At 60.8% G+C, this 25,083-nt stretch carries 26 protein-coding genes and 1 pseudogene; 16 read left to right on the plus strand and 11 right to left on the minus strand.

Features of this window, described 5'->3' with window-relative positions; all coding sequences use genetic code 11:
- Positions 1-7: 7 nt before the first annotated feature.
- Positions 8-241, minus strand: a complete 234-nt coding sequence (locus EDF70_RS03140; RefSeq protein ID WP_132271811.1) for a hypothetical protein — start codon at positions 239-241, stop codon at positions 8-10.
- Here EDF70_RS03140 and EDF70_RS03145 point away from each other — a divergent pair.
- Positions 240-422, plus strand: a complete 183-nt coding sequence (locus EDF70_RS03145) for a DUF3329 domain-containing protein (RefSeq protein ID WP_132271813.1) — start codon at positions 240-242, stop codon at positions 420-422. The two genes, EDF70_RS03140 and EDF70_RS03145, sit on opposite strands and share 2 nt — an antisense overlap.
- A gap of 51 nt (positions 423-473) precedes the next feature.
- Here the strand turns inward: EDF70_RS03145 and EDF70_RS03150 are convergent, their stop codons facing one another.
- From EDF70_RS03150 to EDF70_RS03165, 4 genes are all read right to left on the minus strand, one after another.
- Positions 474-950 (minus strand): hypothetical protein, encoded by a 477-nt coding sequence (locus EDF70_RS03150; protein WP_132271815.1) that lies wholly within the window; start codon positions 948-950, stop codon positions 474-476.
- Positions 951-1,018: 68 nt separating this feature from the next.
- Positions 1,019-1,870, minus strand: a complete 852-nt coding sequence (locus EDF70_RS03155; protein WP_132271816.1) for a transglutaminase family protein — start codon at positions 1,868-1,870, stop codon at positions 1,019-1,021.
- A 16-nt stretch (positions 1,871-1,886) separates the two neighbouring features.
- Positions 1,887-2,828, minus strand: a complete 942-nt coding sequence (locus EDF70_RS03160; protein ID WP_132271818.1) for an alpha-E domain-containing protein — start codon at positions 2,826-2,828, stop codon at positions 1,887-1,889.
- Positions 2,829-2,837: 9 nt separating this feature from the next.
- A complete protein-coding gene (locus EDF70_RS03165) occupies positions 2,838-4,247 on the minus strand; it encodes a circularly permuted type 2 ATP-grasp protein (protein WP_132271819.1) in 1,410 nt (469 codons plus the stop codon).
- 326 nt (positions 4,248-4,573) lie between these two features.
- Between EDF70_RS03165 and EDF70_RS03170 the strand changes: the two genes are divergently transcribed.
- Positions 4,574-5,473, plus strand: coding sequence for a DMT family transporter (locus EDF70_RS03170; RefSeq protein WP_132271821.1), 900 nt, complete (start codon positions 4,574-4,576; stop codon positions 5,471-5,473).
- Here EDF70_RS03170 and EDF70_RS03175 read toward each other — a convergent pair.
- A complete protein-coding gene (locus EDF70_RS03175; RefSeq protein WP_132271823.1) occupies positions 5,467-5,991 on the minus strand; it encodes a YcxB family protein in 525 nt (174 codons plus the stop codon). The two genes, EDF70_RS03170 and EDF70_RS03175, sit on opposite strands and share 7 nt — an antisense overlap.
- A 154-nt stretch (positions 5,992-6,145) precedes the next feature.
- Here EDF70_RS03175 and EDF70_RS03180 point away from each other — a divergent pair, with 154 nt between their 5' ends.
- Positions 6,146-6,445, plus strand: coding sequence for a hypothetical protein (locus tag EDF70_RS03180; protein ID WP_132271825.1), 300 nt, complete (start codon positions 6,146-6,148; stop codon positions 6,443-6,445).
- Positions 6,446-6,615: 170 nt separating this feature from the next.
- Here EDF70_RS03180 and EDF70_RS03185 read toward each other — a convergent pair.
- Positions 6,616-8,420: pseudogene (locus EDF70_RS03185) on the minus strand (DEAD/DEAH box helicase).
- A 407-nt stretch (positions 8,421-8,827) separates the two neighbouring features.
- On the opposite strand from EDF70_RS03185, the gene EDF70_RS03190 reads away from it, so the two are divergent.
- On the plus strand, positions 8,828-12,559 hold the full coding sequence (locus EDF70_RS03190) for a response regulator (RefSeq protein WP_132271829.1): 3,732 nt from the start codon (positions 8,828-8,830) through the stop codon (positions 12,557-12,559).
- 204 nt (positions 12,560-12,763) lie between these two features.
- Positions 12,764-13,558, plus strand: a complete 795-nt coding sequence (locus EDF70_RS03195) for a glycosyltransferase family 2 protein (protein ID WP_132271831.1) — start codon at positions 12,764-12,766, stop codon at positions 13,556-13,558.
- Between the two features lie 3 nt (positions 13,559-13,561).
- On the opposite strand, the gene mnmD is transcribed toward EDF70_RS03195, so the two are convergent.
- A complete protein-coding gene (gene mnmD, locus EDF70_RS03200) occupies positions 13,562-14,269 on the minus strand; it encodes a tRNA (5-methylaminomethyl-2-thiouridine)(34)-methyltransferase MnmD (RefSeq protein ID WP_132271832.1) in 708 nt (235 codons plus the stop codon).
- Here mnmD and EDF70_RS03205 point away from each other — a divergent pair.
- The 11 genes from EDF70_RS03205 (at position 14,268) to EDF70_RS03255 (ending at position 21,978) form a co-directional block, all read left to right on the plus strand.
- Positions 14,268-15,437: an FAD-dependent oxidoreductase gene (locus tag EDF70_RS03205; protein ID WP_132271834.1), complete on the plus strand. Its 1,170-nt coding sequence runs from the start codon at positions 14,268-14,270 to the stop codon at positions 15,435-15,437. The genes mnmD and EDF70_RS03205 overlap by 2 nt on opposite strands.
- A gap of 101 nt (positions 15,438-15,538) precedes the next feature.
- The gene (locus EDF70_RS03210) at positions 15,539-16,246 is read left to right on the plus strand and encodes a DUF1045 domain-containing protein (RefSeq protein WP_132271836.1); all 708 of its coding nucleotides are present in this window, start codon (positions 15,539-15,541) and stop codon (positions 16,244-16,246) included.
- 82 nt (positions 16,247-16,328) lie between these two features.
- The gene (gene puuE, locus EDF70_RS03215; protein WP_132271837.1) at positions 16,329-17,258 is read left to right on the plus strand and encodes an allantoinase PuuE; all 930 of its coding nucleotides are present in this window, start codon (positions 16,329-16,331) and stop codon (positions 17,256-17,258) included.
- Positions 17,255-17,752, plus strand: a complete 498-nt coding sequence (gene uraD / locus EDF70_RS03220; protein WP_132271839.1) for a 2-oxo-4-hydroxy-4-carboxy-5-ureidoimidazoline decarboxylase — start codon at positions 17,255-17,257, stop codon at positions 17,750-17,752. Before puuE ends, uraD begins: the two co-directional genes overlap by 4 nt.
- A gap of 36 nt (positions 17,753-17,788) precedes the next feature.
- The gene (locus EDF70_RS03225; protein ID WP_132271841.1) at positions 17,789-18,079 is read left to right on the plus strand and encodes a nucleotidyltransferase family protein; all 291 of its coding nucleotides are present in this window, start codon (positions 17,789-17,791) and stop codon (positions 18,077-18,079) included.
- Positions 18,076-18,438 carry a DUF86 domain-containing protein gene (locus EDF70_RS03230; protein ID WP_132271843.1) on the plus strand — a complete coding sequence of 121 codons (363 nt, stop codon included), beginning with the start codon at positions 18,076-18,078 and terminating at the stop codon, positions 18,436-18,438. The genes EDF70_RS03225 and EDF70_RS03230 overlap by 4 nt, the downstream gene beginning before the upstream one ends.
- Before the next feature lie 16 nt (positions 18,439-18,454).
- Positions 18,455-18,955, plus strand: a complete 501-nt coding sequence (locus EDF70_RS03235) for an ureidoglycolate lyase (protein ID WP_132271844.1) — start codon at positions 18,455-18,457, stop codon at positions 18,953-18,955.
- Complete coding sequence (gene uraH / locus EDF70_RS03240; protein WP_132271846.1) at positions 18,952-19,308, plus strand: hydroxyisourate hydrolase; 357 nt, start codon at positions 18,952-18,954, stop codon at positions 19,306-19,308. The genes EDF70_RS03235 and uraH overlap by 4 nt, the downstream gene beginning before the upstream one ends.
- Complete coding sequence (locus tag EDF70_RS03245) at positions 19,308-20,057, plus strand: metallophosphoesterase (RefSeq protein ID WP_132271848.1); 750 nt, start codon at positions 19,308-19,310, stop codon at positions 20,055-20,057. The genes uraH and EDF70_RS03245 overlap by 1 nt, the downstream gene beginning before the upstream one ends.
- Before the next feature lie 167 nt (positions 20,058-20,224).
- Positions 20,225-21,562 carry an MFS transporter gene (locus EDF70_RS03250; RefSeq protein WP_132271850.1) on the plus strand — a complete coding sequence of 446 codons (1,338 nt, stop codon included), beginning with the start codon at positions 20,225-20,227 and terminating at the stop codon, positions 21,560-21,562.
- Positions 21,563-21,696: 134 nt separating this feature from the next.
- The gene (locus tag EDF70_RS03255; RefSeq protein ID WP_132271852.1) at positions 21,697-21,978 is read left to right on the plus strand and encodes a hypothetical protein; all 282 of its coding nucleotides are present in this window, start codon (positions 21,697-21,699) and stop codon (positions 21,976-21,978) included.
- An 81-nt stretch (positions 21,979-22,059) separates the two neighbouring features.
- Here EDF70_RS03255 and EDF70_RS03260 read toward each other — a convergent pair whose 3' ends face one another.
- The 3 genes from EDF70_RS03260 to guaD form a co-directional block, all read right to left on the minus strand.
- The gene (locus EDF70_RS03260) at positions 22,060-23,205 is read right to left on the minus strand and encodes an alpha-hydroxy acid oxidase (RefSeq protein ID WP_132271854.1); all 1,146 of its coding nucleotides are present in this window, start codon (positions 23,203-23,205) and stop codon (positions 22,060-22,062) included.
- A gap of 133 nt (positions 23,206-23,338) precedes the next feature.
- A complete protein-coding gene (locus tag EDF70_RS03265; protein ID WP_132271855.1) occupies positions 23,339-23,719 on the minus strand; it encodes a helix-turn-helix domain-containing protein in 381 nt (126 codons plus the stop codon).
- A gap of 27 nt (positions 23,720-23,746) precedes the next feature.
- Positions 23,747-25,078: a guanine deaminase gene (guaD, locus tag EDF70_RS03270; RefSeq protein ID WP_132271857.1), complete on the minus strand. Its 1,332-nt coding sequence runs from the start codon at positions 25,076-25,078 to the stop codon at positions 23,747-23,749.
- Positions 25,079-25,083: the final 5 nt, after the last annotated feature.

Below are 25,083 nucleotides of genomic sequence, written 5' to 3' on the forward strand. Positions count from 1 at the left end.
TTGGTTCTTAGCCTAGCTTGGTGGGCGCTTCAATGCCAATACCGTCGCCGATGACGGAAAAATCGTCGTGGTTCGAACTTCGGCCGCAGATACGTGAATTTCCGCGAAAAAAGCGGAGCTTGCCGCCAGTTGCTGGTGCAAAATACCGTTCAATCGCCGCGCCATCTTGCATTTTCATCCGCCAGCCCGGATACCCGGTGGCAGGCGGCGCATGAGCGGCCCGGAGGAGGACAGCAGACATGATCGACCCGAACCATCCTTTTTACGACGAACCCTGGCGCCGGGCGCTGATCGTTGCTGTCTGTTTCGTCTGGGTCGGCATCGAGCTTTATCTGGGCAATCCGACCTGGGCCGGCATCGTCGGCTTCGTTGGCGTTTTTGCTGCCTACAAGCTGTTTTTCGATCGCAAGAAGCCCGAATAAGCCGTTGGTGCCGTGCTGCGGCAGGCGTTTCGGCAGGGCTGCGTGTCGTGATCAGCCGAAGGCGGCGAGTGCGCGGTCGATCAGCAGGTTGGCGATCTTCATTCTCGTCGTTGCATTGTCGCGAAATTCGGCTGAAACGCTGTCCGGGTGATTGAGCTTGGCAAATTGCCGGCGTCTGTCGTTCAGAACCGCTTCGCTGTCCTTCGGTGAAATCGCCAGATCCTCGGCAATCTCGGCTTCCGTCAGCCGCTCCAGATGGGGTGGCATGACCGGTTTTTGGGGCGGTGCTTCTTCCCTGTCGGTCGCAGGTGCTGCTTCGGAGGGCTGCTCCAGCCAGTCGGCGAGATAGTCCAGATAGGCGTCGGTATCGGTTTCCGCTGCCGCTGGCCGTCCCTCGGGCGTGACAAAACCGGCACCCAGCCCGCGAATGCGGAAATCCGCATTGTCCGGGCCTGCTTCTTCCGTTTCCTGTTTTTCGTCCTCCAGCCGGTTCAGTACCGACTGGAAAATGGACTGCCCTAACAGCATACGCCCTCCGGTTCCTGAGGAACATTCAACCAGCCGGAGATGGCGCCGGGCTTGCGCCGATGGTCGGGTCAGGCCTGCGTCTGGTTCTGCTGGCCCTGGCCGTCCTGGCTTTGTGACTGGCTCTGGCTTGGCGCCACCGTCAGCGATACCTTCAGGTCTTCTCCCGCCGAGCCGAGGCGCATGCCGGAAATCGGTGCGGCGGCGACATAATCCAGTCCGCTGGCGATGCGCACGTATCTTTCGTCGGGGCAGACATTGTTGGCGGCATCGAAACCCACCCAGCCAAGGCCGGGCAGAAACGCTTCACCCCAGGCATGGGTCGCCACCTGTTCGGTCTGGCCTTCCATCAGCAGGTAACCGGACACGTAGCGGGCAGGGATGTCGAGCAGGCGGGCGGTGGTGATGAAGATGTGGGCGTGGTCCTGGCAGACGCCGGTTTTGGCCTCCAGCGCCTGTTCGGCGGTGGTGTCGGTATCGGTGCTGCCCGGCGTGTAGGTGACGGTTTCGTGGATCGTCTCCATCAGCGCATGCATTTTGGCAAGCTCGCTGTCGCCGGCAAGGCCACGGGCCAGTTCGCGTGTCAGCTTGCCGGGCTTGGTGCGCGGCGTTTCGCGCAGGAAAAGCCAGAGCGGGCAAAAACCCTGATGCGCGCCGAACACGCCGGCCTTGTCGGATGTTTCCACTTCGCCGGTAGCTGTGATGCGGATCGTGTGGGCGTCGCCGTCCGTCGAGACCAGTTCGGTGCGGTTGCCGTATTGATCGGCATAACCGGCCTCGACTGCGGCGCCTTCGACGCTGACCTGCCAGGACAGCACTTTCTGGGCCGGTGTATCGACAGGCGTCAGGCGCAGGCGCTGCAGCGAATAGGGCACCGGCGCATCATAGAGATATTCGGTGGTGTGGGAAATTGTCAGGCGCATCGCATCTTTCTCCGGATCACTGGTAGAAGCGATAGCCGTTGGAAATCTCGGCGCTCAGCTGGTTGTTGCGGTTGACGAAGTCCTCGAGGAATTCGTGGAGGCCCTGGTCCATGATCTGCGCGATTGCACTCTGCTTGAGCGTTTTGCGGATCGCCCCTGCCGTCTCGTGCGCCTGCAGCCGTTCGCCGTAATCCTCGGCCAGATAACCGAGATTGCTGACGATCTTTTCGTAACAATAGGCGAGCGAACGCGGCATCTGCACCTGCAGGATCAGGAAATCGGCGATATTGGCCGATTGGTAATCGCCGTCATACACCCAGCCATAGGAACGGTGGGCCGAGACGGAACGCAGGATCGATTCCCACTGCATGTTGTCGAGCGCCGAGCCGACCTGGCTGACGGAGGGCAAAAGCACGTAATATTTGACGTCGAGGATGCGGCTCGTATTGTCGGCGCGCTCGATGAACGTGCCGATGCGCGAAAAATTGTAGAGATCGTTGCGCAGCATCGAGCCATGGAAGGCGCCGCGTATGAGGCCGCAGCGGTGCTTGATGACGTCGATCAGTTCCGGCAGGTCGGCGGGTTTCAGCTTTTTCGAAAGTCGCGCCTTCAGGTCGATCCATGCTTCGTTGGTGGCTTCCCATGTCTCGCGCGTCAGTGCCGTGCGCACCATGCGGGCATTGTTGCGGCCCGCCTCGATGCAGGAGATCACGCTCGACAGGTTGGCACTGTCGCGCAGCAGGTAGTCGATGGCATTGGCAGCCGTCAGCGTGTCGTGAACCTCGGAATAGGCTTCGCGCACGCCGGCACTTTCCAGGACACCGTGCCAGTCCTCGTCGGAATAACCGACGCGGGTGAGCGAGACACGCAGGCCCGCATCGACAAGACGGGCGATGTTTTCGGCACGCTCGATATAGCGGAACATCCAGTAGAGGCCGTTTGCAGTTCTTCCCAGCATGTTACGCCCTCAATCTTCCAGTACCCAGGTGTCCTTGGTGCCGCCGCCCTGGCTGGAATTGACCACCAATGATCCCTGTTTCAGCGCGACGCGCGTCAGCCCGCCGGGAATGATCTTGACCTTGTCGGACACCAGCACATAGGGGCGCAGGTCGACATGGCGCGGGGCGATGCCCTTGTTGACGAAGATCGGCACGGTGGAGAGGGCAAGCGTCGGCTGGGCGATGTAGTTGCTCGGTTTGGACTTCAGTTTTTCGGCAAACTCGCTGCGCTCCTTTTTCGAGGCGGTCGGGCCGACCAGCATGCCATAACCGCCGGAACCGTGTACTTCCTTGACCACCAGTTCTTCCAGATGCTCCAGCACATATTTCAGGCTGGAGGCCTCGGAACAGCGCCAGGTCGGCACGTTTTCGAGAAGCGCCTTGCGGCCGGTGTAGAACTCGACGATTTCCGGCATGTAGGAATAGATCGCCTTGTCGTCGCAGATGCCGGTGCCCGGCGCATTGGCGATGGTGATGTTGCCGGAACGATAGACATCCATGATGCCGGGAATGCCGAGCGCCGAATCCGGACGGAAGGTGAGGGGATCGAGAAAATCGTCGTCGACGCGACGGTAAAGCACGTCGATCGCCTCGTAGCCCTTGGTGGTGCGCATCTTCACCTTGCCGTCGATGACGCGCAGGTCGGAGCCTTCCACCAGCTCGACGCCCATCTGGTCGGCGAGGAACGAATGCTCGTAATAGGCGGAATTATAGATGCCCGGTGTCAGCACCGCCACGCGCGGCCGTCCCTTGCAGCCGGCGGGCGCCAGCGAGGCGAGCGACTGGCGCAGAAGCCGCGGATAATCCTCGACGCGCTGCACCTTGTTGAGGGCAAACAGCTCGGGGAACATCTGCATCATGGTTTCGCGGTTCTCCAGCATGTAGGAGACGCCGGAAGGGGTGCGGGCATTGTCTTCCAGCACATAGAACTGGTCTTCGCCGGTGCGCACGATGTCGGTGCCGACGATATGGGTGTAGACGCCGCCGGGCGGGCGAAAACCGATCATTTCCGGCAGGAAGGCAACGTTCTTCTCGATCAGCTCGCGCGGGATGCGGCCGGCCTTGATGATTTCCTGCTTGTGATAGATGTCTTCCAGAAAGGCGTTGAGCGCCAGCACCCGCTGCTCGATACCCTGCGCCAGCTTGCGCCATTCTCGCGCAGCGATGATGCGTGGAATGATATCGAAGGGAATGAGCTTTTCGGAACTGTCGGCATGGCCATAAACCGCGAAGGTGATGCCGGTCTTTCGAAAGATGTTTTCGGCATCGCGGGTCTTCTGGATCAGGTGCGCCGGATCCTGGCTCGAATACCACTCGTGATAGGTCTGGTAGGGTGACCGCGGACGTTCTTCCGCAGTTAACATTTCATCAAATGCCAATGGCGCGTTCCCCTTTTTTGACCATAAGAGTACAAGCATCGGGGCTTTGCAAGCAGGATGCACATTTCGCGCGCAGAATTTCCAATTGATCAAATAATGCCGTGTTTTAAGGCTTTTTGCCAGAAAAAGCGGCTATTGGTTATTGTCGGGCCAAATGCATGTGGCTCAAGGGGTTGTGGTCGTGACATTGCGTTTTGTCATGCTTTGATTTTGGGCAGATCGCCATGCGTTGAGCGGCGCTGATGACAGGGATCAAATTTTCTCCTTTGACGCGGAGGTTGCGCTGGCCGTAGACGTGCCGCCACCCGCCGCAGCAGGATATCCGCATGCTCGATCGTCTGGCTCCGGCCGTTTTTGTGTTTCTCTGGTCCACCGGCTGGATCGTCGCCAAATATGCGGCGGCGCATGCCGATCCGATCACCTTTCTCGCCGCGCGCCATGCGCTGGCGGCCATCGCCTTTGCCGGTGTGGCGGTCGTGGTGGGTGCGTCCTGGCCGAAAACATCCCGGCAATTCGGCCATGCGCTGTTTTCCGGCGTCTTCCTGCACGGGCTTTATCTTGCCGGCGTCTGGTATGCGATCGGGCAGGGCGTGCCGGCCGGGCTTTCGGGCGTGATCGCCGGGCTGCAGCCGCTGCTCACCGCCATGGTTGCGCCGCTGTTTCTGAGTGAACGTCTGGGACCGATCCAGAAGGCCGGTCTCGGCCTCGGTTTCGCCGGCATCCTGATTGCCATTTCACCGCAGCTGCTCGATATCGCCGAGCACGGGCTGGAGGGGCTGGCGCTGCCGGTCATCATCAATCTGGTGGCGATGTTTTCCGTCACCTACGGCACGCTTTACCAGAAGCAGCACCTGCAGCAGGGCGATCTTCTCTCCATCGCCTCGCTGCAATTCGTCGGCGCCTTGATCGTGACGCTGCCGCTGGCGCTTCTGCTGGAAGACCTGCGTTTCGACTGGACCATGCAGGCGGTGGCCGCGATGGCGTGGTCGGTGATCGGCATATCGATGGGGGCGGTGGCGCTGCTGCTGTATCTGATCCGTCGCGGGCAGGTGTCGCGGGCCGCTTCGCTGATCTACCTGATGCCGCCGACCGTGGCGATCGAAGCCGCCATCCTGTTCGGCGAACCGCTGACGCCACCGATGGTGATCGGCACGATCATCGTCGTTGCCGGTGTGTGGATGGTCAACCGCAAGGCGGCCCGGCCCGAGGCGTCGGAAGCTCAGTAGAAGAACAGTTTTGCCTTTTTCGCGCCGGTCCGAGTCAGATGGTCCCTGATCTGTTCGAGATCAGCGGCCGAAAAGGCGCGTTTGGGGATCGGGTTGAACATGCCACCTCTGCCCAGCATCACGAATGTTTCGTCGCTTTCCGCCCAGTGGGAAATCTCCCGCCACGCCTGTTTGCGGTTGGCCTTGCGCTGTGAAAACTCGATGCCATCGGCATTCCACGTCACCTTGACCTCGCGCCCCTGGTCGGATGCCGCGCGGAAAGTGGAGGCTGCCATCAGGCGGGATTTTCGCTTGCCGTGCCAGAGGGCGACAGCCGCCAGTGCAAGATTGATGGTAAGTACGCCGAAGGAGACGGCCGCCAGCGCAAAGCCTGCGAAGGTGCGGGCAAAATAGGCCGAAATCAGCAGCCAGGAAAACGCCATGACGGCCACCAGCGGCCAGATGTTCATCTGATGCCGCCGCCACATGTCGTTACCGGCGACGACGTCCTGTTCGGTGAGGGAATAGCGGGCGGGCATGCGGTCTCCGTTCTGTTGCGGAGTTCGTAGCCGGGCCGACGGGAAAAGGCAAAGGTGAGCAGGCGTGGTTTCGCACACGCCAAGCGTTTGCGCGCAGCGGCATCTTGCCAAATCCCGGTAACGCCCGATGTGTGCGTGGCACGAAGGAGCAGATATGATCAGATCTTTGACTACACTCGCCGCCACGGCTTTTGCCTGTCTCACCCTTGCCGGTTGCGTCAGCGAAGGCCCAACCTATCGCACGCATGAACGCGTCTATGTACGTCCGGCTGGCCCGAGCCATCACTATAACGCCCGTCATGACCGCCGCGACTGGGACCGTGGCCGCCATGATGCCCTTGACGACCGACGCGACTGGAACCACGATCGTCGTGCGGACAGAGATGATCGACGTGGCCGGGATGGGCAGTTTGTCTACCGCGATGGTCGCCGTATCTGGGTGCCGAACCGCTAAAAGCAGATGATATGTCTGCAGGCCGGGAGGAGGCCGCGCCGGACTGGTGATGCCATTCGTCAGGGCGTCGTGAAGTCGATACGCGATCTCTCGGTCGCCTGCAAATTCCCGAAAAGAAAACGGCCGGGCTGCAAAGCCCGGCCGTGTCTGTTTTCAATCAAGGTCGGCCGTTATGCCGGGCGACGCTTGCGGCCCTGCTGGCCACCTTCGTTGCGGCTTGCGCCACCGAACTTGACCGGACCACGGGCTTCGCCCTGCTTCTGGCCCGCACCCGGCGCGCCCGCCGGACGGCCCTGGCCGCCGCGGTGGTTGTTGCGCTGTGCGCCCGGTTCATGGGCGCCGTGTGCTGCATGCTCGGGCTTGCCGTGACCATCCTTGCGAGCCGGACGGCCTTCGCCGCCGAACTGCTTCTTCGGACGGAAATCCGAGGTCGAGGTCAGGTCGTTGTCGCCATGCGACTGAGGTGCTGCCTCTTCACGGCGCTGGCCGCGAAAATCCTCGTTGCGACGGGCCGGGCGAGCCGGACGGCCACCCTGCGGACGATCACCTTGGGGGCGTGCGCCCTGCGGACGCTCGCCACGTTCTTCCGTACGGGCGCCGGCTTCCGCATTGACGCCATCGCCGAGCGGGCGACGGGCAGGGCGTTCGCGACGCGGACGACCTTCGCCGGATGCATTGCGGCCTTCGCCGCCGCCAGCATTGCCACGGCCGCCACGGCCCTGGGACTGGCCACCACGGTTGCCGCCGCGATTGTTGTTGTTGCCATTGCCACGCACTGGACGGTTCATCGTCTCGGGACGTTCACCCGAAGCGGTGGCGATCTCGATGCCCATCAGCTTTTCGATGTCGCGCAGCAGCATCGTTTCGTCGGGTGCGCAGAACGCGATGGCGATGCCGTCGCGACCGGCGCGGGCCGTACGACCGATACGGTGAACATAGGCGTCCGGCACTTCCGGCAGATCGTAGTTGTAGACGTGGCTGACGGCCGGAATGTCGATGCCGCGGGCGGCAACGTCGGTGGCGATCAGTGTCTTGATCTCGCCGTCACGGAAACCCTTCAGCGCGCGTTCGCGCTGGCCCTGGCTCTTGTTGCCGTGGATGGACGCGACCGAGAAACCGATATTGTCGAAATGCTTCATCAGCTTTTCGGCAGTGTGCTTGGTGCGCATGAAAACGATCGAGCGACCGTCCGGGTTCTCGAGCAGCGTCTTGCGCAGGATTTCCGTCTTGTCGCCCTTGCCGGCAACGAAGTGGACATACTGCTCGACCTTGTCGGCGGCCTTGCCCGGAGGCGTCACTTCGACCTTGACCGGATCGGTCAGGAATTCGGAGGCCAGATCGGCGATCGCCTTCGGCATGGTCGCCGAAAACAGCATGGTCTGACGTTTCTTCGGGACGATCTTGGCGATCTTGCGCAGGTCATGCACGAAGCCGAGGTCTAGCATCTGGTCGGCTTCGTCGAGGATCAGGAAGCGCACGGTGGTCAGGCCGATAGCGCGACGGGAAACCAGATCGAGCAGACGGCCGGGGGTGGCGACGAGAATGTCGGTGCCCTTTTCCAGCTGCAGCTGCTGCTTGTTGATCGACACGCCGCCAACGACGAGGTTGATCTTGAGCGGACGGCCCTTGATGAAGGTCTTCAGGTTGGCGGCGATCTGGTTCACCAGTTCGCGGGTCGGGGCCAGGATGAGGGAGCGCGTCGTGCGGTTGTCGGGACGACGGTCTTCGGCGAGCAGGCGCTCGATCAGCGGCAGGCCGAAAGCGGCGGTCTTGCCGGTACCGGTCTGTGCCAGGCCGATCAGGTCGCGGCCTTCGAGCAGCAGAGGGATAGCCTTTTCCTGAATGGGAGTAGGCGTTTCGATCCCGAGCTGCGACAGCGTTGCGACGATCTGCTTGGAGACGCCAAGCGTTTCGAAATTGGTCAAGTCAAAAACCTTTCGGGGCGCCAAAAGCACGTGTGCCGGCGCGGCACCATGCCGGGTCGGCTGCTTCTGGCGTCAAGAACCCCGCGTGAAGTGGGAACTTGTGTGTTGGAAAATACTTTCCAGCGCTTGAACCCTCGTCTTGAGGGCGATCTATCTGTGCGCCTTGTTCCTTCTTCGCGAATGCATAATTCGTCGCGGGGCCAGCTCACGCGGCGGCCGGAAGGTGAAAGCTTGGCGCCATGTGGCTGTTTTCTGGCAAAAAGTCAAGAGCAGTGCCGCCAGCCGCCGGGATGGCATCCCGCCTGTTTTCGACGGTCATGTGTGTTATACTCGCCAAGATTGCTGGAATGTGCCTGCGGGGACAACCCATTGTTAACCATCCGCATGATGATATCCCGCGATCTGATGACATATCGAATCACGCGTTGCGAGTGCGCGCGCGGTCAGCGAGGGCGGGTTGACAAGCGATAGCGAGCTTTTGGGCGTGGCCTGCGAGCGGATCAACGATCTGCGCACGCCCGCCTTCATCAAGGACAGCGCCCTGCGTTATGTCGCGGTCAACGATGCCTATGCGCGGCTGTTCGGCTTCTCCCGCACCGATTTCCACGGCAAGCGCACGTTCGATCTGGCCGAGCATCTGGATACGTTCGATTGCGAGGAAAAGGAGCGCCGCACGCTGGTGTTCGGCACCGACGAAACAGCCCTGTCGTTCGACGAGCATGGTGTCACCCGCCACAAGATCCATATCGAACGTTTTCTGACCGAAGATGATCGTGCTTACGTTTACGGCGTTCTCGAACCCATGGGCGATGCTCCGGTCATGGACATGGTGTCGCGCATGCCGGTGCCGGAAGGCGGATTTATCGAGGAGGCCGGCGAGGGGATTGCCCAGTTCGCCGAGGATGGCCGGCCGGAATTGCAGGAACTGCTGCTCAACGATGCGCTTGATCTGCTCGATATCGGCGTCGGCATCTATGGCGAAGATGATTACAGCGACGACAAGACGCTGATCTATTGCAATGCGCAGCTTGTCCGCTTCTTTGCGCCTCTTGGCATCGATATCGCCCCCGGCATGACCATCGCCGACATATTCGGTGCTGCCTATGATCGCGCCTGCGAGCGCGAGCCGGAACGCATGCCGGAAAAAAATCCGGACAAGGCCATCTGGGTCGCCGCACGGGTTGCCCGCTTTGGTCAGCCTTATAGCGACATCATCGAGCGCATGCCGGGTGGGCGCTGGCTGCGCAGCGTCAATAAACGCCTCGACAATGGCCTGGTGATTTCGCTGCGCATCGACGTGACCGATTTCAAGGAGCAGGAAACCCAGCTGCGCGAAAAGGCCAAGCAGAGCGAGCTTTTCCGCGCCGTGCTGGAAGACCTGCCGGTGCCGGTGTTCTTGCGCGATGCAGACCGTCGCCTGACCTTCGCCAACGACGCCTATGAGGAAATGCTGGGTGGCAAACGCGAGGATTTCCTCGGCAAGACGGAAGCGGAAATGTTTCCCTCTGCCGGCCAGCGTTTCGTCGAAGAAAATACCCGCGTGCTGCGGGACGGCACGCCGATCGACAAGGTCGAGGAAGTCACCTTTCCGGATGGCGACGTCATCCCCGTCATCACCCGCCTTCGCCGCATCATTTCACCGGATGGCGAACGTCATCTCGTCTGTTCGCGCACCGACATCACCATGGTCAGACAAGCGCAGGACAAGGCCGAGAAGATGCATCGGGATCTGCAGACGATCCTCGATGCCATGCCGGTCGGCATCGGCATTCTCGATCCCGATCTGCGTTTCGAATATGCCAATTCCGCCTTTTACGGCTTCTGGGATGCCGGCGAGCAGTTCGAACTCAAGGGCCGCACCTACCGGGATTTTCTCAAGGTCAATTACGACCATGGCATCTATGCCGGTGATCCGCGTTCGTTCGACGAGATTTATGCCGAGCGAATCCATCGCCTGACGGGGGAGGAGGATGGACCGCCGATCGAGGTGACGAGCCGCGACGGACGCACGATCGTCATTTCCGGCACGCCGCTCACCGGCGGCAAGATGCTGTTGAGCTACATGGATGTCTCGGCGCTGCGCAAGCGCGACGAGGAGGTGCTTGAGGCGCGGGCTGCGCTGGAACGGCAGGGCGCGCTGATGCGCGATGCCACCAGCGCCATGAGCCAGGGCCTGCTGATCCTGCATGACGGGCTGATCGTCTTTTCCAACAACGCGCTTGCCGCGATGCTGGACCTGCCGGACGATCTTGCCGGTATCGGTTCCGCATGGCGGGATATCTTTCGTTTTTGCCAGAAACGGGGCGATCTCGGCAGCCACGATCAGGCCATGGATGCGCTGCGCTCCTGGGAAACCAGCATGGAGCTTGGCAAGTCGGTCGCTCTGACCTTCCTCATTGCCGAAAAGAAATGGGTGCAGATCGAGGCCAAGCTGACCGGAGACGATCACTGGCTGGCGGTCTTCACCGACATTACCGAACTGAAGCAGCGCGAGCAGGACCTGACCCGGTTGCTGCAGCGCGCCGAAGCCGCCGACCGCGCCAAATCCGAATTCCTCGCCAACATGAGCCACGAAATCCGCACGCCGATGAACGGCGTGCTGGGCATGGCGGAACTTCTGTCGAAATCGCAGCTCGATCCGCGCCAGAAGACCTTCATCGACATCATCGTCAAATCCGGCAATGCGCTGCTGACGATCATCAACGACATCCTCGATTTCTCCAAGATCGATGCCGGCCAGATGAAGCTGCGCAAGGCGCCTTTCGATCCGGTCGAGGCGATCGAGGACGTGGCGACGCTGCTGTCGTCTTCCGCCGCCGACAAGGATATCGAGCTTTTGGTGCGCGGTGATGTCACCGTGCGGCATACGGTGATGGGTGATGCGGGCCGTTTCCGTCAGATCGTCACCAATCTTGTCGGCAACGCGGTCAAATTCACCGAAAAGGGCCATGTCTTCATCGAGCTGTCGGCGACGCCTGCGGCAGACAACCAGCTGCTGCTGGCGATCCGCATCGAGGACACCGGCATCGGTATTCCCGAAGACAAGCTGCGCACGGTGTTCGAGAAATTTTCGCAGGTCGATACGTCGTCGACGCGTCGTCACGAGGGGACTGGTCTGGGCCTTGCGATTACCGCCGGTCTGGTCAACCTGTTCGGCGGTTCGATCGGCGTCGAGAGCAAGGTCGGGCGTGGTTCGATCTTCACGGTCAGCATGCCGTTCGAGGTGGTGAGTGAGCGCAACAACGCACCGGCGCTGCCGCTTGCAACCGAAGGCGCAAAAATTCTCGTCATCGATGACAATGCCGTCAACCGCCGTATTCTGACAGAACAGCTCGGCATGTGGGGTTTTGATACGGTGGCCGCCGATGGCGGGCCGGAGGGGCTGGCAGTGCTTGCCGAAGCCGCCCGTCTGGGCATCACCATCGATGCCGTCGTGCTCGATTATCACATGCCGGAAATGAACGGTATGGAGGTGGCAGCGCATATCCGTGGCGATGCTCGTTTTGCCGATATAGCCATCGTTTTCCTCACCTCGATGGACATGGCCGGCGACGACAGCGTGTTTGCCGCCATGAATGTGCAGGCGCACCTGATGAAACCGGCGCGCGCCAATCTTTTGCGCAGCACGATCGTCGATGTGGTGCGTGGTGTCCGCACCCGCCGCCGGGCGGCTGGCGAAGCAGACGTGTCGGCACTCGGTTCCGGGGGCCTGGCGGCGCGGCGGCATCGTCAGCCCGTCGCGGCCAGCGCCCCGGCCCCTGCTGTCGCTGCTGTCGAGGTCATTCTTGAGCCGTCGCTGCATGTGCTGGTCGCGGAAGACAATGACGTCAACCAGATCGTCTTTACGCAGATCCTGCAATCGACCGGCCTCAATTTCCTGATCGTCAAGAATGGTGCCGAGGCGGTGGATGCCTGGCGCGAGCGTGATCCGGCGGTCATCCTGATGGATGTGTCGATGCCGGTGATGAACGGCCATCAGGCGACGCGGAAAATCCGCGAGATCGAAAGCGGTCAGGGCGGACATGTGCCGATCATCGGCGTGACGGCGCATGCGCTGGAAAGCGACCGCGAGCTTTGCATCGCTGCCGGCATGGACGACTACCTGTCCAAGCCGATCAGTCCGGAGATGCTGGAGCAGAAGATCAATGCCTGGCTGGGAACAGGCGCGGTGAGCAATGCCGTGCGGTAATGAGAGCGCTCTCTGAACACTGCGCATCATAAAGAAACCCGGCATCCGGCATGCCGGGTGTCGAGTTTGTGCAACGCTTCGAATATTTTCATTTTCTGAATGGTCGCGATATTGCGAAGTTATGCGTCGTTGCTTAAACGCGGCGCCAACTCCACATACCTCAATCAGGAAGGGGCCGGGAGATGATCTCTCCTGCCGCAAAGCATGACTTCTGACGTCACGATGGTCGTAACCAGTTGCCGGCGATTTGATCTTCTTGAAAGAACTCTCCGGTCCTTCTTTTCTTACAACGACTATCCGCTCAAGGAAGTCATCGTCATCGAGGACAGTGACGACGAGGGCATTTTCAAGATAGCCGACATGTTTCCAGATCAGCCGATCCGGATCATCTTCAACAAGGTGAATATTGGCCAGTCGCGATCCGTCGACAAAGCCTACGCGCAAGTCGAAACCCCTTACATCTTCCACATCGAGGACGATTGGGAATTTACCAATTCCGGCACCATTGCCGCGCTGAAGGAAGCGCTGGTGGCCGAGCCCGACACTCTGCTGGCATTGGCGCGCACGGAATCCGACATGCAGGGTTATGTGCGCAGCATCCGCACCCGCACGAAGAACGGCGTCTCCTACAAGCGGCTTTATCCCGAGCTGCATTTCATGTGGTACACATTCACCTTCAATCCGAGCCTGAAGCGCACGGCCGACTATCGCCAGATTGCCGGCGGTTACCATGCGATCGGCAACGAATATGCGCTGAACCAGTATTACAAGGCGCAGCGCCGCACGATGTGCTGGGTGATGGGACAGGATGTGCGGCACATCGGCGGGCATGGCCGCAGCAATTACGGCAAGCAGAAAAATCCTTTGCTGAGCCGTAGCAACTGGTCGAAATGGTCGCAATCGGCGCAGCGCAAATTCTGGCACGGTCTGCGCAAACTGGGCATCGATACGGAGTTGCCGCAGCGATGGCTTACGCCGCGGCCGAAGGTGGCTGGCTGACGTTCAGCCTTTTGTCCCGCACAACATCTCGCGCTTGCCGGCAAAGCCCGGCCGGCGCTCGACGGTAAAACCGGCTGCCTGCAGGTTGCGACGTACGAAGCCGGCGGCGGCATAGGTGGCGAACGAGCCGCCCTCCACCGTCTTTGCGAAAACCGCCGACATCAGCTCCGGTGACCACATGTCGGGATTACGCGACGGCGCAAAGCCATCGAGGAACCATGCGTCGAACGGTGTTTCGTGGCGGGCGACATTGTCCATTGCCGGGCCGCATACGACGGTTAGCGTGGTCTGCTCATCCAGCTTCAATTCGACACGGCCATGCGGATCGTCCGGCCAGAGCGCTGTCAGCGCGGCGCGTTCGGCATCCAGTTCCGGCCAGTGCGCAAGTGCCCGATCAATCGAGGCGCGGTCCATCGGATAAAGTTCGAAAGAGGTGAAGTGCAGGCTTGCGCCTGCATGCCGCAGCTCTTTCCATTGTCGCCAGGTTTCGCAGAAATTCAGGCCGGTGCCGAAGCCGAGTTCGCCGATCGCGAAATTTTCGGCACCGTTCCAGCGTTCCGGCAGGCCATTGCCGGCCAGAAAGACATGACCGCATTCCAGGCGGCCATCGGTCTGGCAATAAAAATGATCGCCAAACTGCGGCGAATAGGGCATGTCGCCATCACGCCAGTCGAGAGGCTGGGCTTCCGGAATCTGATTGGGATCTGTCATGGGAAATGCCGATAATCCGGCTGCGTCGTCCGGTCAATCGTCCACCGACCTGTTGATCATCGGTGGTGGCGTCATGGGCCTGTGGGCGGCGGTGAAGGCGCAGCGGCTTGGTATGCGTACGATCCTCATCGATTCCGGTGGTCTGGGGCAGGGTGCCAGTTACGGTCTGGTCGGCGCGCTGATGGCGCATCTGCCCGACAAGTGGAGCGACAAGAAGCAGTTTCAGTTCGATGCGCTGGTGGCGCTGGAAGACGAGGTTGCCCGGCTGGAGAGCGAAACAGGCGTGTCCTGCGGGTATCGTCGCTGCGGTCGGTTGATCCCGTTGCCGAAACCGCATCTTGCCGATATCGCCCGTCGCCATTCACTGGATGCCGAAACCCGGTGGCTTACCGGCGACCGGCAGTTTCATTGGCATGTGCTGGACAAGACACCGCATCCCGAATGGCTGAACGCTTCGATCGGCGAGGCCGGTGTCGCCCATGACACGCTGGCCGGCCGGGCTTCGCCGCGTCGCTTCGGCGCGGCACTGGTGGCAGCCTTGAAGCAGGGGCATCATGTGCGGATCATCGAGAACAATGGCGTCGTCCGGTTCGATGGGCGCGAGGCGATCCTTGCTGACGGCAGTCGTATCGCCTTCGGCCACGCCATCGTGGCGAATGGATATGAGGCCTTTCCGCTGCTGGAAACTCTCGGCGCGCCGCGTCTGCTCGGAATGCCGGTCAAGGGGCAGTCGGCGCTGCTGAAGGCCCATGTCGATACCAGCCTGCCGGTGATCTTTCTGAAAGGTCTTTACGTGGTGCCGCATGAGGGTGGCACGGTCGCGATCGGCAGCACCAGCGAAGAGGAGTTCGATGAGCCGTTTTCCACGGACGACAAGCTCGACGCGTTGATCGCGCGTGCGCGCGAAATCTCGCCGATGCTCGCCGATGCGCCGGTGGTGGAGCGCTGGGCAGGCCTGCGGCCCAAGGCCATTGATCGCGACCCGATGATCGGTCGTCACCCCGACCATCCGCATATTCTGGCGCTGGCAGGCGGCTTCAAGGTCAGCTTCGGGGTCGCGCACAAGCTGGCCGATGCCGCGCTGGACGCGCTGGCCGGAAGGCCGATGGCCGTGCCGCCAAGCTTTTTATTAGAAAATCATCTCACAGTCGCGCGAGCAGCCGTATAGACCCCGCGAATCGTCGTCATCCTGTTACGCAAATCACCTAACCCGGTTTTCGGGAAGCTTGAGCAATGCGTGAATAACAACCGCAATCAGGATGATGACGCATGCGCTATTCAATCAATTTTACGCCGCCGGCGCATGATCCGCTGACGCTTGCCGCAGCCCAATGGCTGGGGCGGCATGCCTTTTCGGGCGCTGCCTTCGATCATCCGGCGATGCGTGCCCTGAGCCTCCATGATATTTCCTTCAACACGGCGCTGCCGCGTCGCTCCGGTTTCCACGGCGCGCTGCGCCCCACATTCAAGCTGGCACCCGGCGTGACAGAAGCGGAACTGCTGCGCGACCTGATGCGCTTTGCCGGCAAGCAGCGGCCATTTGCGCTGCCGCTGCTGGAAGTGGTCCGTATCGGCACCCAGTTCGCGCTGGCTCCCGTCATTCCCTGCCAGTCGATGCATCTGCTCGCCGGTGCTGTCGTCACCGAGTTCGAGCGTTTTCGCCTGCCGATGCCTGATGACGAGATGGAACGTGCCGACCCCGGCAATCTCTCCGCCGGCCAGCTCGCCAACATGCTGCGCTGGGGCGATCCCTATCTGATGGACGAGTTTCGTTTCCACATGACGCTGACCGGCCCGCTGGCGCCGACCGATCTCGCCAAATTCGAGACGGCTTTGCGCGGCTATTTCGCCCCCATCCTCACCGATCCTGTCGAGGTGACGAACCTTGCCCTGTTCGTGGAGGAGGAGCCGGGTGCGCCGCTGACGGTGCATTCGCTGCATCCGCTCGGACGCGTTTCGGCGCGTCGCACCGCCTGATCCCCTGAACGCTCACAGATCGCATCTCGACATTGATGCCAGACGGCTGTTACCGTTCGGAAAAACGCATCGAGGGGATGTCATGCTGCTGCCGATCGAGAGCCCGCGCAATTTTGTCGGTTACGGGCGCAATCCGCCTGATCCGAAATGGCCGGGCGGAGCGAATATCGCCGTCCAGTTCGTGATCAATTACGAGGAGGGCGGCGAAAGCTCGATCCTCGATCAGGACAAGGCCTCCGAAAATCTGCTGTCCGAAATCGTCGGCGCCGCCGCCTGGCCGGGCCAGCGCAATCTCAACATGGAGTCGATCTACGAATACGGTTCGCGCGCCGGCTTCTGGCGGCTGTGGCGGCTTTTCACCGACCTCAAGGTGCAGACCACGGTTTATGGCGTGACGCTGGCCATGGCCCGCAATCCGGAGGCGGTGTCGGCGATGAAGGAGGCCGGCTGGGAAATCGCCAGCCATGGTTATCGCTGGCTGGAATACAAGGATTTTTCGGAGGCCGAAGAACGCGCCCATATTCTCGAAGCGGTGCGCCTGCATGCCGAGCTGACGGGCGAACGGCCCTATGGAATGTATCAGGGAAAGCCATCCGATAACACGCTGAAACTGATTATGGAGGAGGGCGGTTTCCTCTATTCATCAGATAGTTATGCCGATGATCTGCCCTATTGGGTGAAAGGCGTGGATGACAAACCGTTCCTGATCATTCCCTATACGCTTGAAACCAACGACATGCGGTTCGCTACCCCGCAGGGGTTCAATTCCGGCGACCAGTTCTTCGCATATCTCAAGGATGCCTTCGATACGCTTTACCGCGAAGGACAGGAAGGCGCGCCAAAAATGCTGTCGGTGGGGCTGCATTGCCGGCTTGTCGGGCGGCCCGGTCGCGTGGCAGCCTTGCGGCGTTTCGTTGAATACGTGCTCGGCCATGACAAGGTATGGATCCCGCGGCGTGTCGAGATCGCGCGGCATTGGCATCAGCACCACCAGCCCGCAGGTGCCCTTTGACGGCGCGTGGAGATTTCATCGCAAAATTCGGCGGCGTGTTCGAACACTCCCCCTTCATCGCCGAGCGCGCCTATGATGCCGGCTTCGTGACCGTGCCGCTGACGGCCAAGGGACTGCACGACGGCATGGTTCTGGAATTCCGCAATGCCGGGCGCGAGGAGCGGCTCGGCATCCTGCGCGCCCATCCTGATCTCGCCGGCAAGCTGGCGATATCGAGCGAACTCACGGAGGACAGCCGCAAGGAACAGGCTGGCGCCGGTCTCGACCGGCTGAGCCCGCAGGAGCATGCGCGTTTCACTGAACTCAACAGCGCCTATACGCAAAAATTCGGCTTTCCCTTCATCATTGCCGTCAAGGGGCTGAACAGGCAAGATATCCTTGCCGCCTTCGAGAGCCGCATCGATAACGGTTTTGACGAGGAGTTCGAGACGGCGGCAGAACAGGTGGAGCGCATCGCGTTGCTGCGGTTGCAGGCGCTGTTGCCGGAGCGGTGATCCGCTTATATTGTCGTGGCAAGGAGATATGCCGCCATGAGGCCATCGGAAGTCCTGAACAAGAACAGGCAGGCCATCCGCGAAGCGACAAAACGCTTCAATGCGGCGAACCCGCGTGTATTCGGTTCTGTTGCGCGTGGTGAGGATGGCGTTTCAAGCGATATCGACATTCTTGTCGATACACTGCCCGATACGACGCTGCTCGATCTTGGCGGCCTTCAGGATGCGCTGGAGACGTTGCTTGAGGCGAAGGTCGATCTCGTCACGTCCAAGGGTATTCGCAGCGCCATGAGAGAACGTATTCTGGCCGAGGCGATGCCTATATGACGGCTGAACGGCTGCGTGAGTATCTGGACCGGATGCATGCCGCCGCCGAGCAGGCCCGTGCTTTCATGGCGGGTATGTCTGAACCCGGTTTTCTGGAAGATGAGCGCACCCAGATGGCGGTCGGCATGGCATTCGTGCTGATTGGGGAGGCGGCGGCGCGGATAATGACACATCACCCGGATTTCCCCGTCGATCACCCGCAAATTCCATGGTCCAAGATCAAGGGCATGCGCAATATCGTCGTCCACGATTATCATGAAGTCGAATTGCCGGTGATCTGGAGGACAGTGAGGGATGAATTGCCAAAATTGATCAATGATCTGGACGAACTGCGAAACTGGCGCGCCCAGGGCGAATGACGACAAAGGCCAATCATTGACTGACATTCTCGACATCCTGCCTCTCACCCAAGCCGGCTTCGACCGTTTCGGCGATGTCATTGAGGCTGATCCTTCCCGTATGCGGCTGATCAACAACGGCACCACCGAGCGTTTTCACGCGCTCGCCGAACCCGTCGCGATCGGTCAGCCGGAGCGGCTGATCTTCAACATCTTTCGCGGACAGCCTCGAAAATTTCCCCATGCAATCGACATGATGGAACGGCACCCGTTCGGCACCCAGAGTTTTGTGCCGCTCTCGGGCCGTCCGTTTCTGGTCGCCGTCTCGGATGACGAGGGCGGTCGGCCTGGGCGTCCGCTGGTGTTTCTGGCGCAGGCGCATCAGGGCGTGAACTATTTTGCCAATACCTGGCACCATCCGTTGATGGTGCTGGCCGACGTCAGCGATTTTCTCGTTGTCGATCGTGACAATACGGCGGAAAATCTCGAGGAATATTTCTTCGAAACCGCCTATCGCATAACGGAGCCAGACCTATGACCGGCCTCACCACCCATGTGCTCGATACGGCCAGCGGCAAGCCCGCCGAGGGACTTGCCATTGATCTCTACCGTATCGACGGCGAGTGGCGCGAAAAGCTGAAAACGGTGACGACAAACAGTGACGGGCGGGTCGATGGCGGGCCGCTGTTGATCGGCGACACCTTTGCCACCGGCACTTACGAACTGGTATTTTATGCCGGTGATTATCTGCGCCGCCATGGCGTGGCGCTTGCCGAGCCGGCCTTCCTCGATATCATCCCGATCCGTTTCGGTATCGCCGACGTGACGGCGCATTATCACGTGCCCTTGCTGCTTTCGCCTTACGGCTATTCGACCTATCGGGGGAGCTGATGCGTTTTGCTGCGATCGCCGACATCCATGGCAATCATGCTGCCCTGCAGGCGGTGCTGGAGGATATTGCCGCTCTCGGCATTCGCGACATCGTCAATCTCGGCGATTGTTTCAGTGGTCCGCTGGAGGCTGGGCACACCGCCGATCTTCTGCTGCTTCTCGATATGAACGCGGTGCAGACGGTGCGCGGCAATCATGACCGTTATCTTCTGGAAACCCCGCCCGAGGCGATGGGGCGCTCCGACGCGCACGCGCATGGACAACTTGCACCACGGCATTTCGAATGGCTGCGCAAACTGCCGACAAGCATGGTCTGGCGCGAAGACGTGTTTCTCTGTCATGCGACGCCGAGCAAAGATGATGTCTACTGGCTGGACAAGGTGTCAGGTGAGGGGAATGTCGTACTGCGCCCGCAGGCCGAGATCGAATCATTCGCCGAAGGCGTGGAGCAATCGCTGATCCTGTGCGCTCACAGCCATCTGCCGCGTGTCGTTTCGCTTTCGGACGGGCGGATGATCGTCAATCCCGGCAGTGTCGGTTGCCCGGCCTATCATGACGATGAACCAGTGCCGCACGATGTCGAGACGGGGCATCCGCTGGCGAGTTACGTCGTTCTGGAAAAGGCTGAGCGCGGCTGGACACCGCAATTTCGCACCGTCGCGTATGATCACATGGCGGTGTCGCGGCTGGCAGCCGATAACGGCCGAGCAGACTGGGCGGCGGCGATTGCCACCGGTCGCATGGGCTGAACCGGCCTGTTTTTCCGAAATAGTGTTGCGCAAATGCGATGAACTGCCTGCGCTGTGGGCTATGCGACGATTTGGCTTGAAAAACACCTGTTGATGGCGCAATGCCGGGCCATGCGGCTTTTGCGGATGCAAAAGCCTTTGTTCTGCAGCAATGACCGGATACTGCCATGTCCCCGACATCTCCCGGCGCCGCACCGCGCCGTCTCACCGCCCAGGATTTTCGCACGCTTGGCCTTGCCGCCCTCGGCGGTGCGCTGGAATTCTACGATTTCATCATCTTCGTGTTTTTCGCGGCCGTCATCGGCAAGCTGTTTTTTCCGGCCGACATGCCGGAATGGCTGGTGCTGATCCAGACCTTCGGCATCTTTGCCGCCGGTTATCTGGTGCGCCCGCTCGGTGGCATCGTGCTCGCCCATTTCGGCGATCTTTTCGGCCGCAAGCGGGTTTTCGCGTTTTCGATCCTGCTGATGGCGCTGTCGACGCTCGGCATGGCGATCATGCCGACCTATGCGACGATCGGCGTTCTGGCGCCGATCCTGCTGGTTCTCATGCGCGTCCTGCAGGGCGCGGCCATTGGCGGTGAAGTGCCCGGTGCATGGACCTTTGTTGCCGAACATGTGCCTTTGCGCCGTGTCGGTTTCGCCTGCGGCTTTCTGACTTCCGGCCTGTCGCTCGGCATCCTGCTCGGATCGTCCATCGCCACCGTCATCAATACCGTTTTCACGCCTGAAGATGTGGCCGCCTATGCCTGGCGCATCCCCTTCCTGCTCGGCGGTGTCTTCGGCCTTCTGGCCGTGTGGCTGCGTCGCTGGTTGCAGGAAACCCCGATCTTTACCGAGATGAAGGCCAGCCGCGCGCTGGCGCCGGAACTGCCGCTCAAGACCGTTCTGCGTGACCATGGTCGTGGTGTCATCATCTCCATGCTGCTGACCTGGGTCCTGTCGGCTGCCATCGTCGTCACCACGTTGATGACCGCGACACTGTTGCAGAAGATCTATGGTTACACGGCGCAGCAGTCGCTGGCGGCAACCAGTTTTGGCACGGTGTTTCTGATCTTCTCGACCTCGGCAGCGGGTGCGATCGTCGACCGTATCGGTTCCGGCCGCTTCTTCACCGTTGGTGGCGTTTTGTTCGGCGCCGCGACCTCGGCGTTTTACAGCTATGCCAGTACCTCGATCACCGTCATGTTCGCGCTTTATGCGGTCATGGGCCTTGCGGTCGGCATGGTCGGTGCCGTGCCTTATGTCATGGTCCGCGCGTTTCCGGCGCGCGTGCGTTTTTCCGGCCTGTCCTTTTCGTATAACGTCGCCTATGCCATCTTCGGCGGCCTGACGCCGATTGCCGTCACCTCCATGCTGGCCGTCAACCCGATGGCACATGCCTATTATCTGCTGTTCATCGCGGCACTGACGGTTGCGCTCGGCATCTATCTCAGCCTGCGTGGCGAGACGGTGGAAGCGGCAGCCGGTATCGAGGAACTGACGGAGCGTATGGCGCGCAACTGATCGACGCTTCAATATTCCGGAACGTGATGGGGGATGCGCCGATGGTGCATCCCCCATTCGTTTTTCGGGATGGAACTTTGCGGGGTTTACGGCGTTCTCAGTCGCTCCCAGTGACGATAGAAAAGGAATGCGTTTTGGCCCGAGATCTTAATTCCACCGTCGAAGCCCTGCAGGAACAGCTTTCGCAGCTCCGCTCCACGCTGCAGCATCAGGCTCGCGAAAAGGCTTCGGAGGCCTCGTCCTACCTCTCGCCGCGCGCGAACCGTCTGTCCAAGGAATTGAGGAGCGAGGGATTTGGTCTCGCTGAAGCGGCAAAACGCCACCCGACCGCAGCGACCGGCGCAGTTTTCGGCGCGCTTGCACTCGGCGCCGTGATCGGCCTGTTTCTTTCGGGCGCCGTACGCGACCGCGATTGATAAGGCCACTGCTTAAAATTTGAAAGGCGCCCGCCGCAATTGCCGTCACAAAGACGGTGGATGCAGCGGGCGCTTTGCGTTTCAGAACGGATTTGCCGCAATCACGTTGGAATTGACATCCTTGATGTCGCGCTTGCCGCACAGGGCCATGGTGATGTCCATTTCCTTGCGGATGATTTCCAGCGCGGCCGTGACGCCGGGCTTGCCCATGGCGCCAAGGCCATAGAGGAATGGGCGACCGATGAACGTGCCCTTGGCACCGAGCGCCACCGCCTTCAGCACATCCTGACCGGAGCGGATGCCGCCATCGATATGCACCTCGACACGATCACCGACCGCCGACACGATTTTCGGCAGCATGCTGATCGATGACAAGGCACCGTCGAGCTGGCGGCCACCATGGTTGGACACGATGATCGCATCGGCGCCGGTGTCGGCTGCCGCACGCGCGTCTTCCTCGTCGAGAATGCCCTTGATGATCAGCTTGCCGCCCCACAGATCCTTGATCCAGCGGATATCATCCCACGAAAGGCGCGGATCGAACTGTTCCGCCGTCCAGGCGCTGAGCGAGGAAAGATCCGACACGTTGGAGGCGTGACCGACGATATTGCCGAAACCACGGCGTTTGGTCTGCAGCATGTCGAGGCACCAGAACGGCTTCGTCGCCAGTTGCAGGGCGCTGTTCAGCGTCCATTTCGGCGGTGCCGACAGGCCGTTGCGCAGGTCCTTGTGGCGTTGACCGAGGATCTGCAGGTCGGCGGTGACAACGAGCGCCGAGCAGCCCGCCGCCTTGGCGCGGCCGATCAGGCGCTCCACAAAACCGCGATCCTTCATCACGTAAAGCTGGAACCAGAATGGTTTCGTCGTGACGGAGCGCACATCCTCGATCGAGCAGATGCTCATGGTCGACAGCGTGAACGGCACACCGGCCTCTTCGGCAGCTTTTGCCGCCAGCATTTCGCCATCGGCATGCTGCATGCCGGTCAGACCCGTCGGCGCCAGCGCCACCGGCATGGACACATCCTGGCCGACCATGGTGGTGGCCAGCGAGCGGTTGGTCATATCGACCAGCACGCGCTGGCGCAGTTTTATCTTCGAAAAATCGTCTTCATTGGCGCGGTAGGTACCTTCGGTCCAGGCACCGCTATCGGCATAATCGAAGAACATTCTGGGCACCCGGCGGCGCGCCATTGTCTTCAGATCGGCGATGGTAAGCGGCTTGGACATGATACGTCTCCCTCCATGACATGGTGTCAGAGAGGTAGCATATGGACCGGACGAAGGAAGACGAATTCGATGTTGTGGCAACATTTTATAGTGCCGTACCAGCTGCAACGCGATCTCCAAAGCAAACGGTGTTTCAGGCCGCGTCTTTTGCCGGTCGAATGGGCTGGATCAGAATTTCAGCCGGAATGCCCAACTCAGAATGCAGGCGGCGGATCATTTCCAGCGAAAGCGGACGCTTGCGATTGAGGATCTCTGCGACCCTGCCGCGGCTGCCCAGGAGAGGCTCCAGATCCTTGCGCGTCAGATCCTGTTGCTCCATGCGAAAAATGATGGCGTCGATGGGGTCAGGCAGGTCGACGGGGTCGTTGGCGCTCTCATAGTCATCGCCCAGCGTGACAAGCCGATCGAGATTGTCGGCCTCTGGTGTGCCGGCCTCTGCTCCCCACAAGGTCTTCAGCAGCGCAGTCGCCGCGTGATAATCAGCCTCGGTGCGGATGGGCTTGAGTTCAATCATGTTCCACCGTTGCCACTTATGAAACTATCACGCTCCCGAATTGGGTGCAACAATCGCGCTCTTCATCGCCACGCCCGCCACATAGGTCTCCACCACGGCGCGGTCGTCGCCCATGGTCTGTAGCAGAAACAGTTCTTCCGGAAGCGTCTTTACCGTTTCCATGCGCAGCCGCATGGCCGGCGTGGAGGCGGCGTCGAGCACCACCAGATCCGCCGTCGAGCCGATCTCCAGCGTGCCGATATCACCCTCCATCGACAGCGCTTCGGCATTGCCGCGCGTCATCAGATAGAAACTTTCGAGCGGGTTGAGGCGTTCGCCGAGCAGCTGCTGGATCTTGTAGGCCTCGTCCATCGTCTTCAGCATGGAATAGCTGGAGCCGCCGCCGATATCGGTGGCCACCGAAACGCGTAGCGGTTTTTCCCGCCGCATCAACGCCTTCAACGGAAACAGGCCTGAACCGAGAAAGAGATTGGAGGTCGGGCAGTGGACGGCGATGCTGCCTGCTTCAGACAGCGCGTCCAGTTCGCGCTCGGAGAGGTGGATGGCGTGGCCGAGCAGCGTCTTCTGGCCGAGCAGGCCGTAGCGCGCATAGATGTCGGTGTAATCGGTGGCTTCAGGATAGAGTTCGCAGGTGTATTTGATCTCGTCGTGGTTTTCCGACAGGTGCGTCTGGATGAACAGGTCGGGAAACTCCTTCGCCAGCGCCTGGGCGGCCTGCATCTGTCCCGGTGTCGAGGTGATGGCGAAACGTGGGGTGATGGCGACGTGGTTTCGGCCCTTGCCGTGCCACTGCTCGATGACGGCGCGGGTTTCATCATAGCCCATTTGTGGCGTGTCGAGCAGGCCCTGTGGAGCATTGCGGTCCATCATCACCTTGCCGCCGACCATGCACATGTTGCGCTTCAGCGCTTCGGCGAAAAAGGCGTCGGCCGAGGTCTTGTGGACGGAACAATAGGCAACGGCTGTCGTGGTGCCGTGGCGCAGAAACTCGTCGTAGAAATGCGTGGCGATGCGGGCGGCGTGATCGCTTTCGACGAAGCGGCATTCCTCCGGAAACGTGTAGGTGTTCAGCCATTCCAGCAGGTTGGCGGCGTAGGAGGCGATCACCTGCATCTGCGGGAAATGAACATGCGTATCGATGAAGCCCGGCAGGATCAGATGCGGGCGGTGGTCGATCTCTACCGCATCTTCGGGCGCCCCGGCCTTCACCGCCGTGTAATCGCCGATTGCGGCGATCTTTCCGGCAGCATCCACCAGCAGGCCGCCATCGTGCTCGTAACGATAACTGTCGCTATCGGTCAGCGAGTGGGGCGCGCGGTGGAAGGACAGGAGGCGTCCGCGGATCAGGGTGCTTGTCATCTAAA

Origin of the sequence: Neorhizobium sp. JUb45, from assembly GCF_004343585.1 — a bacterium.
Taxonomy (GTDB): Bacteria; Pseudomonadota; Alphaproteobacteria; order Rhizobiales; family Rhizobiaceae; genus Neorhizobium.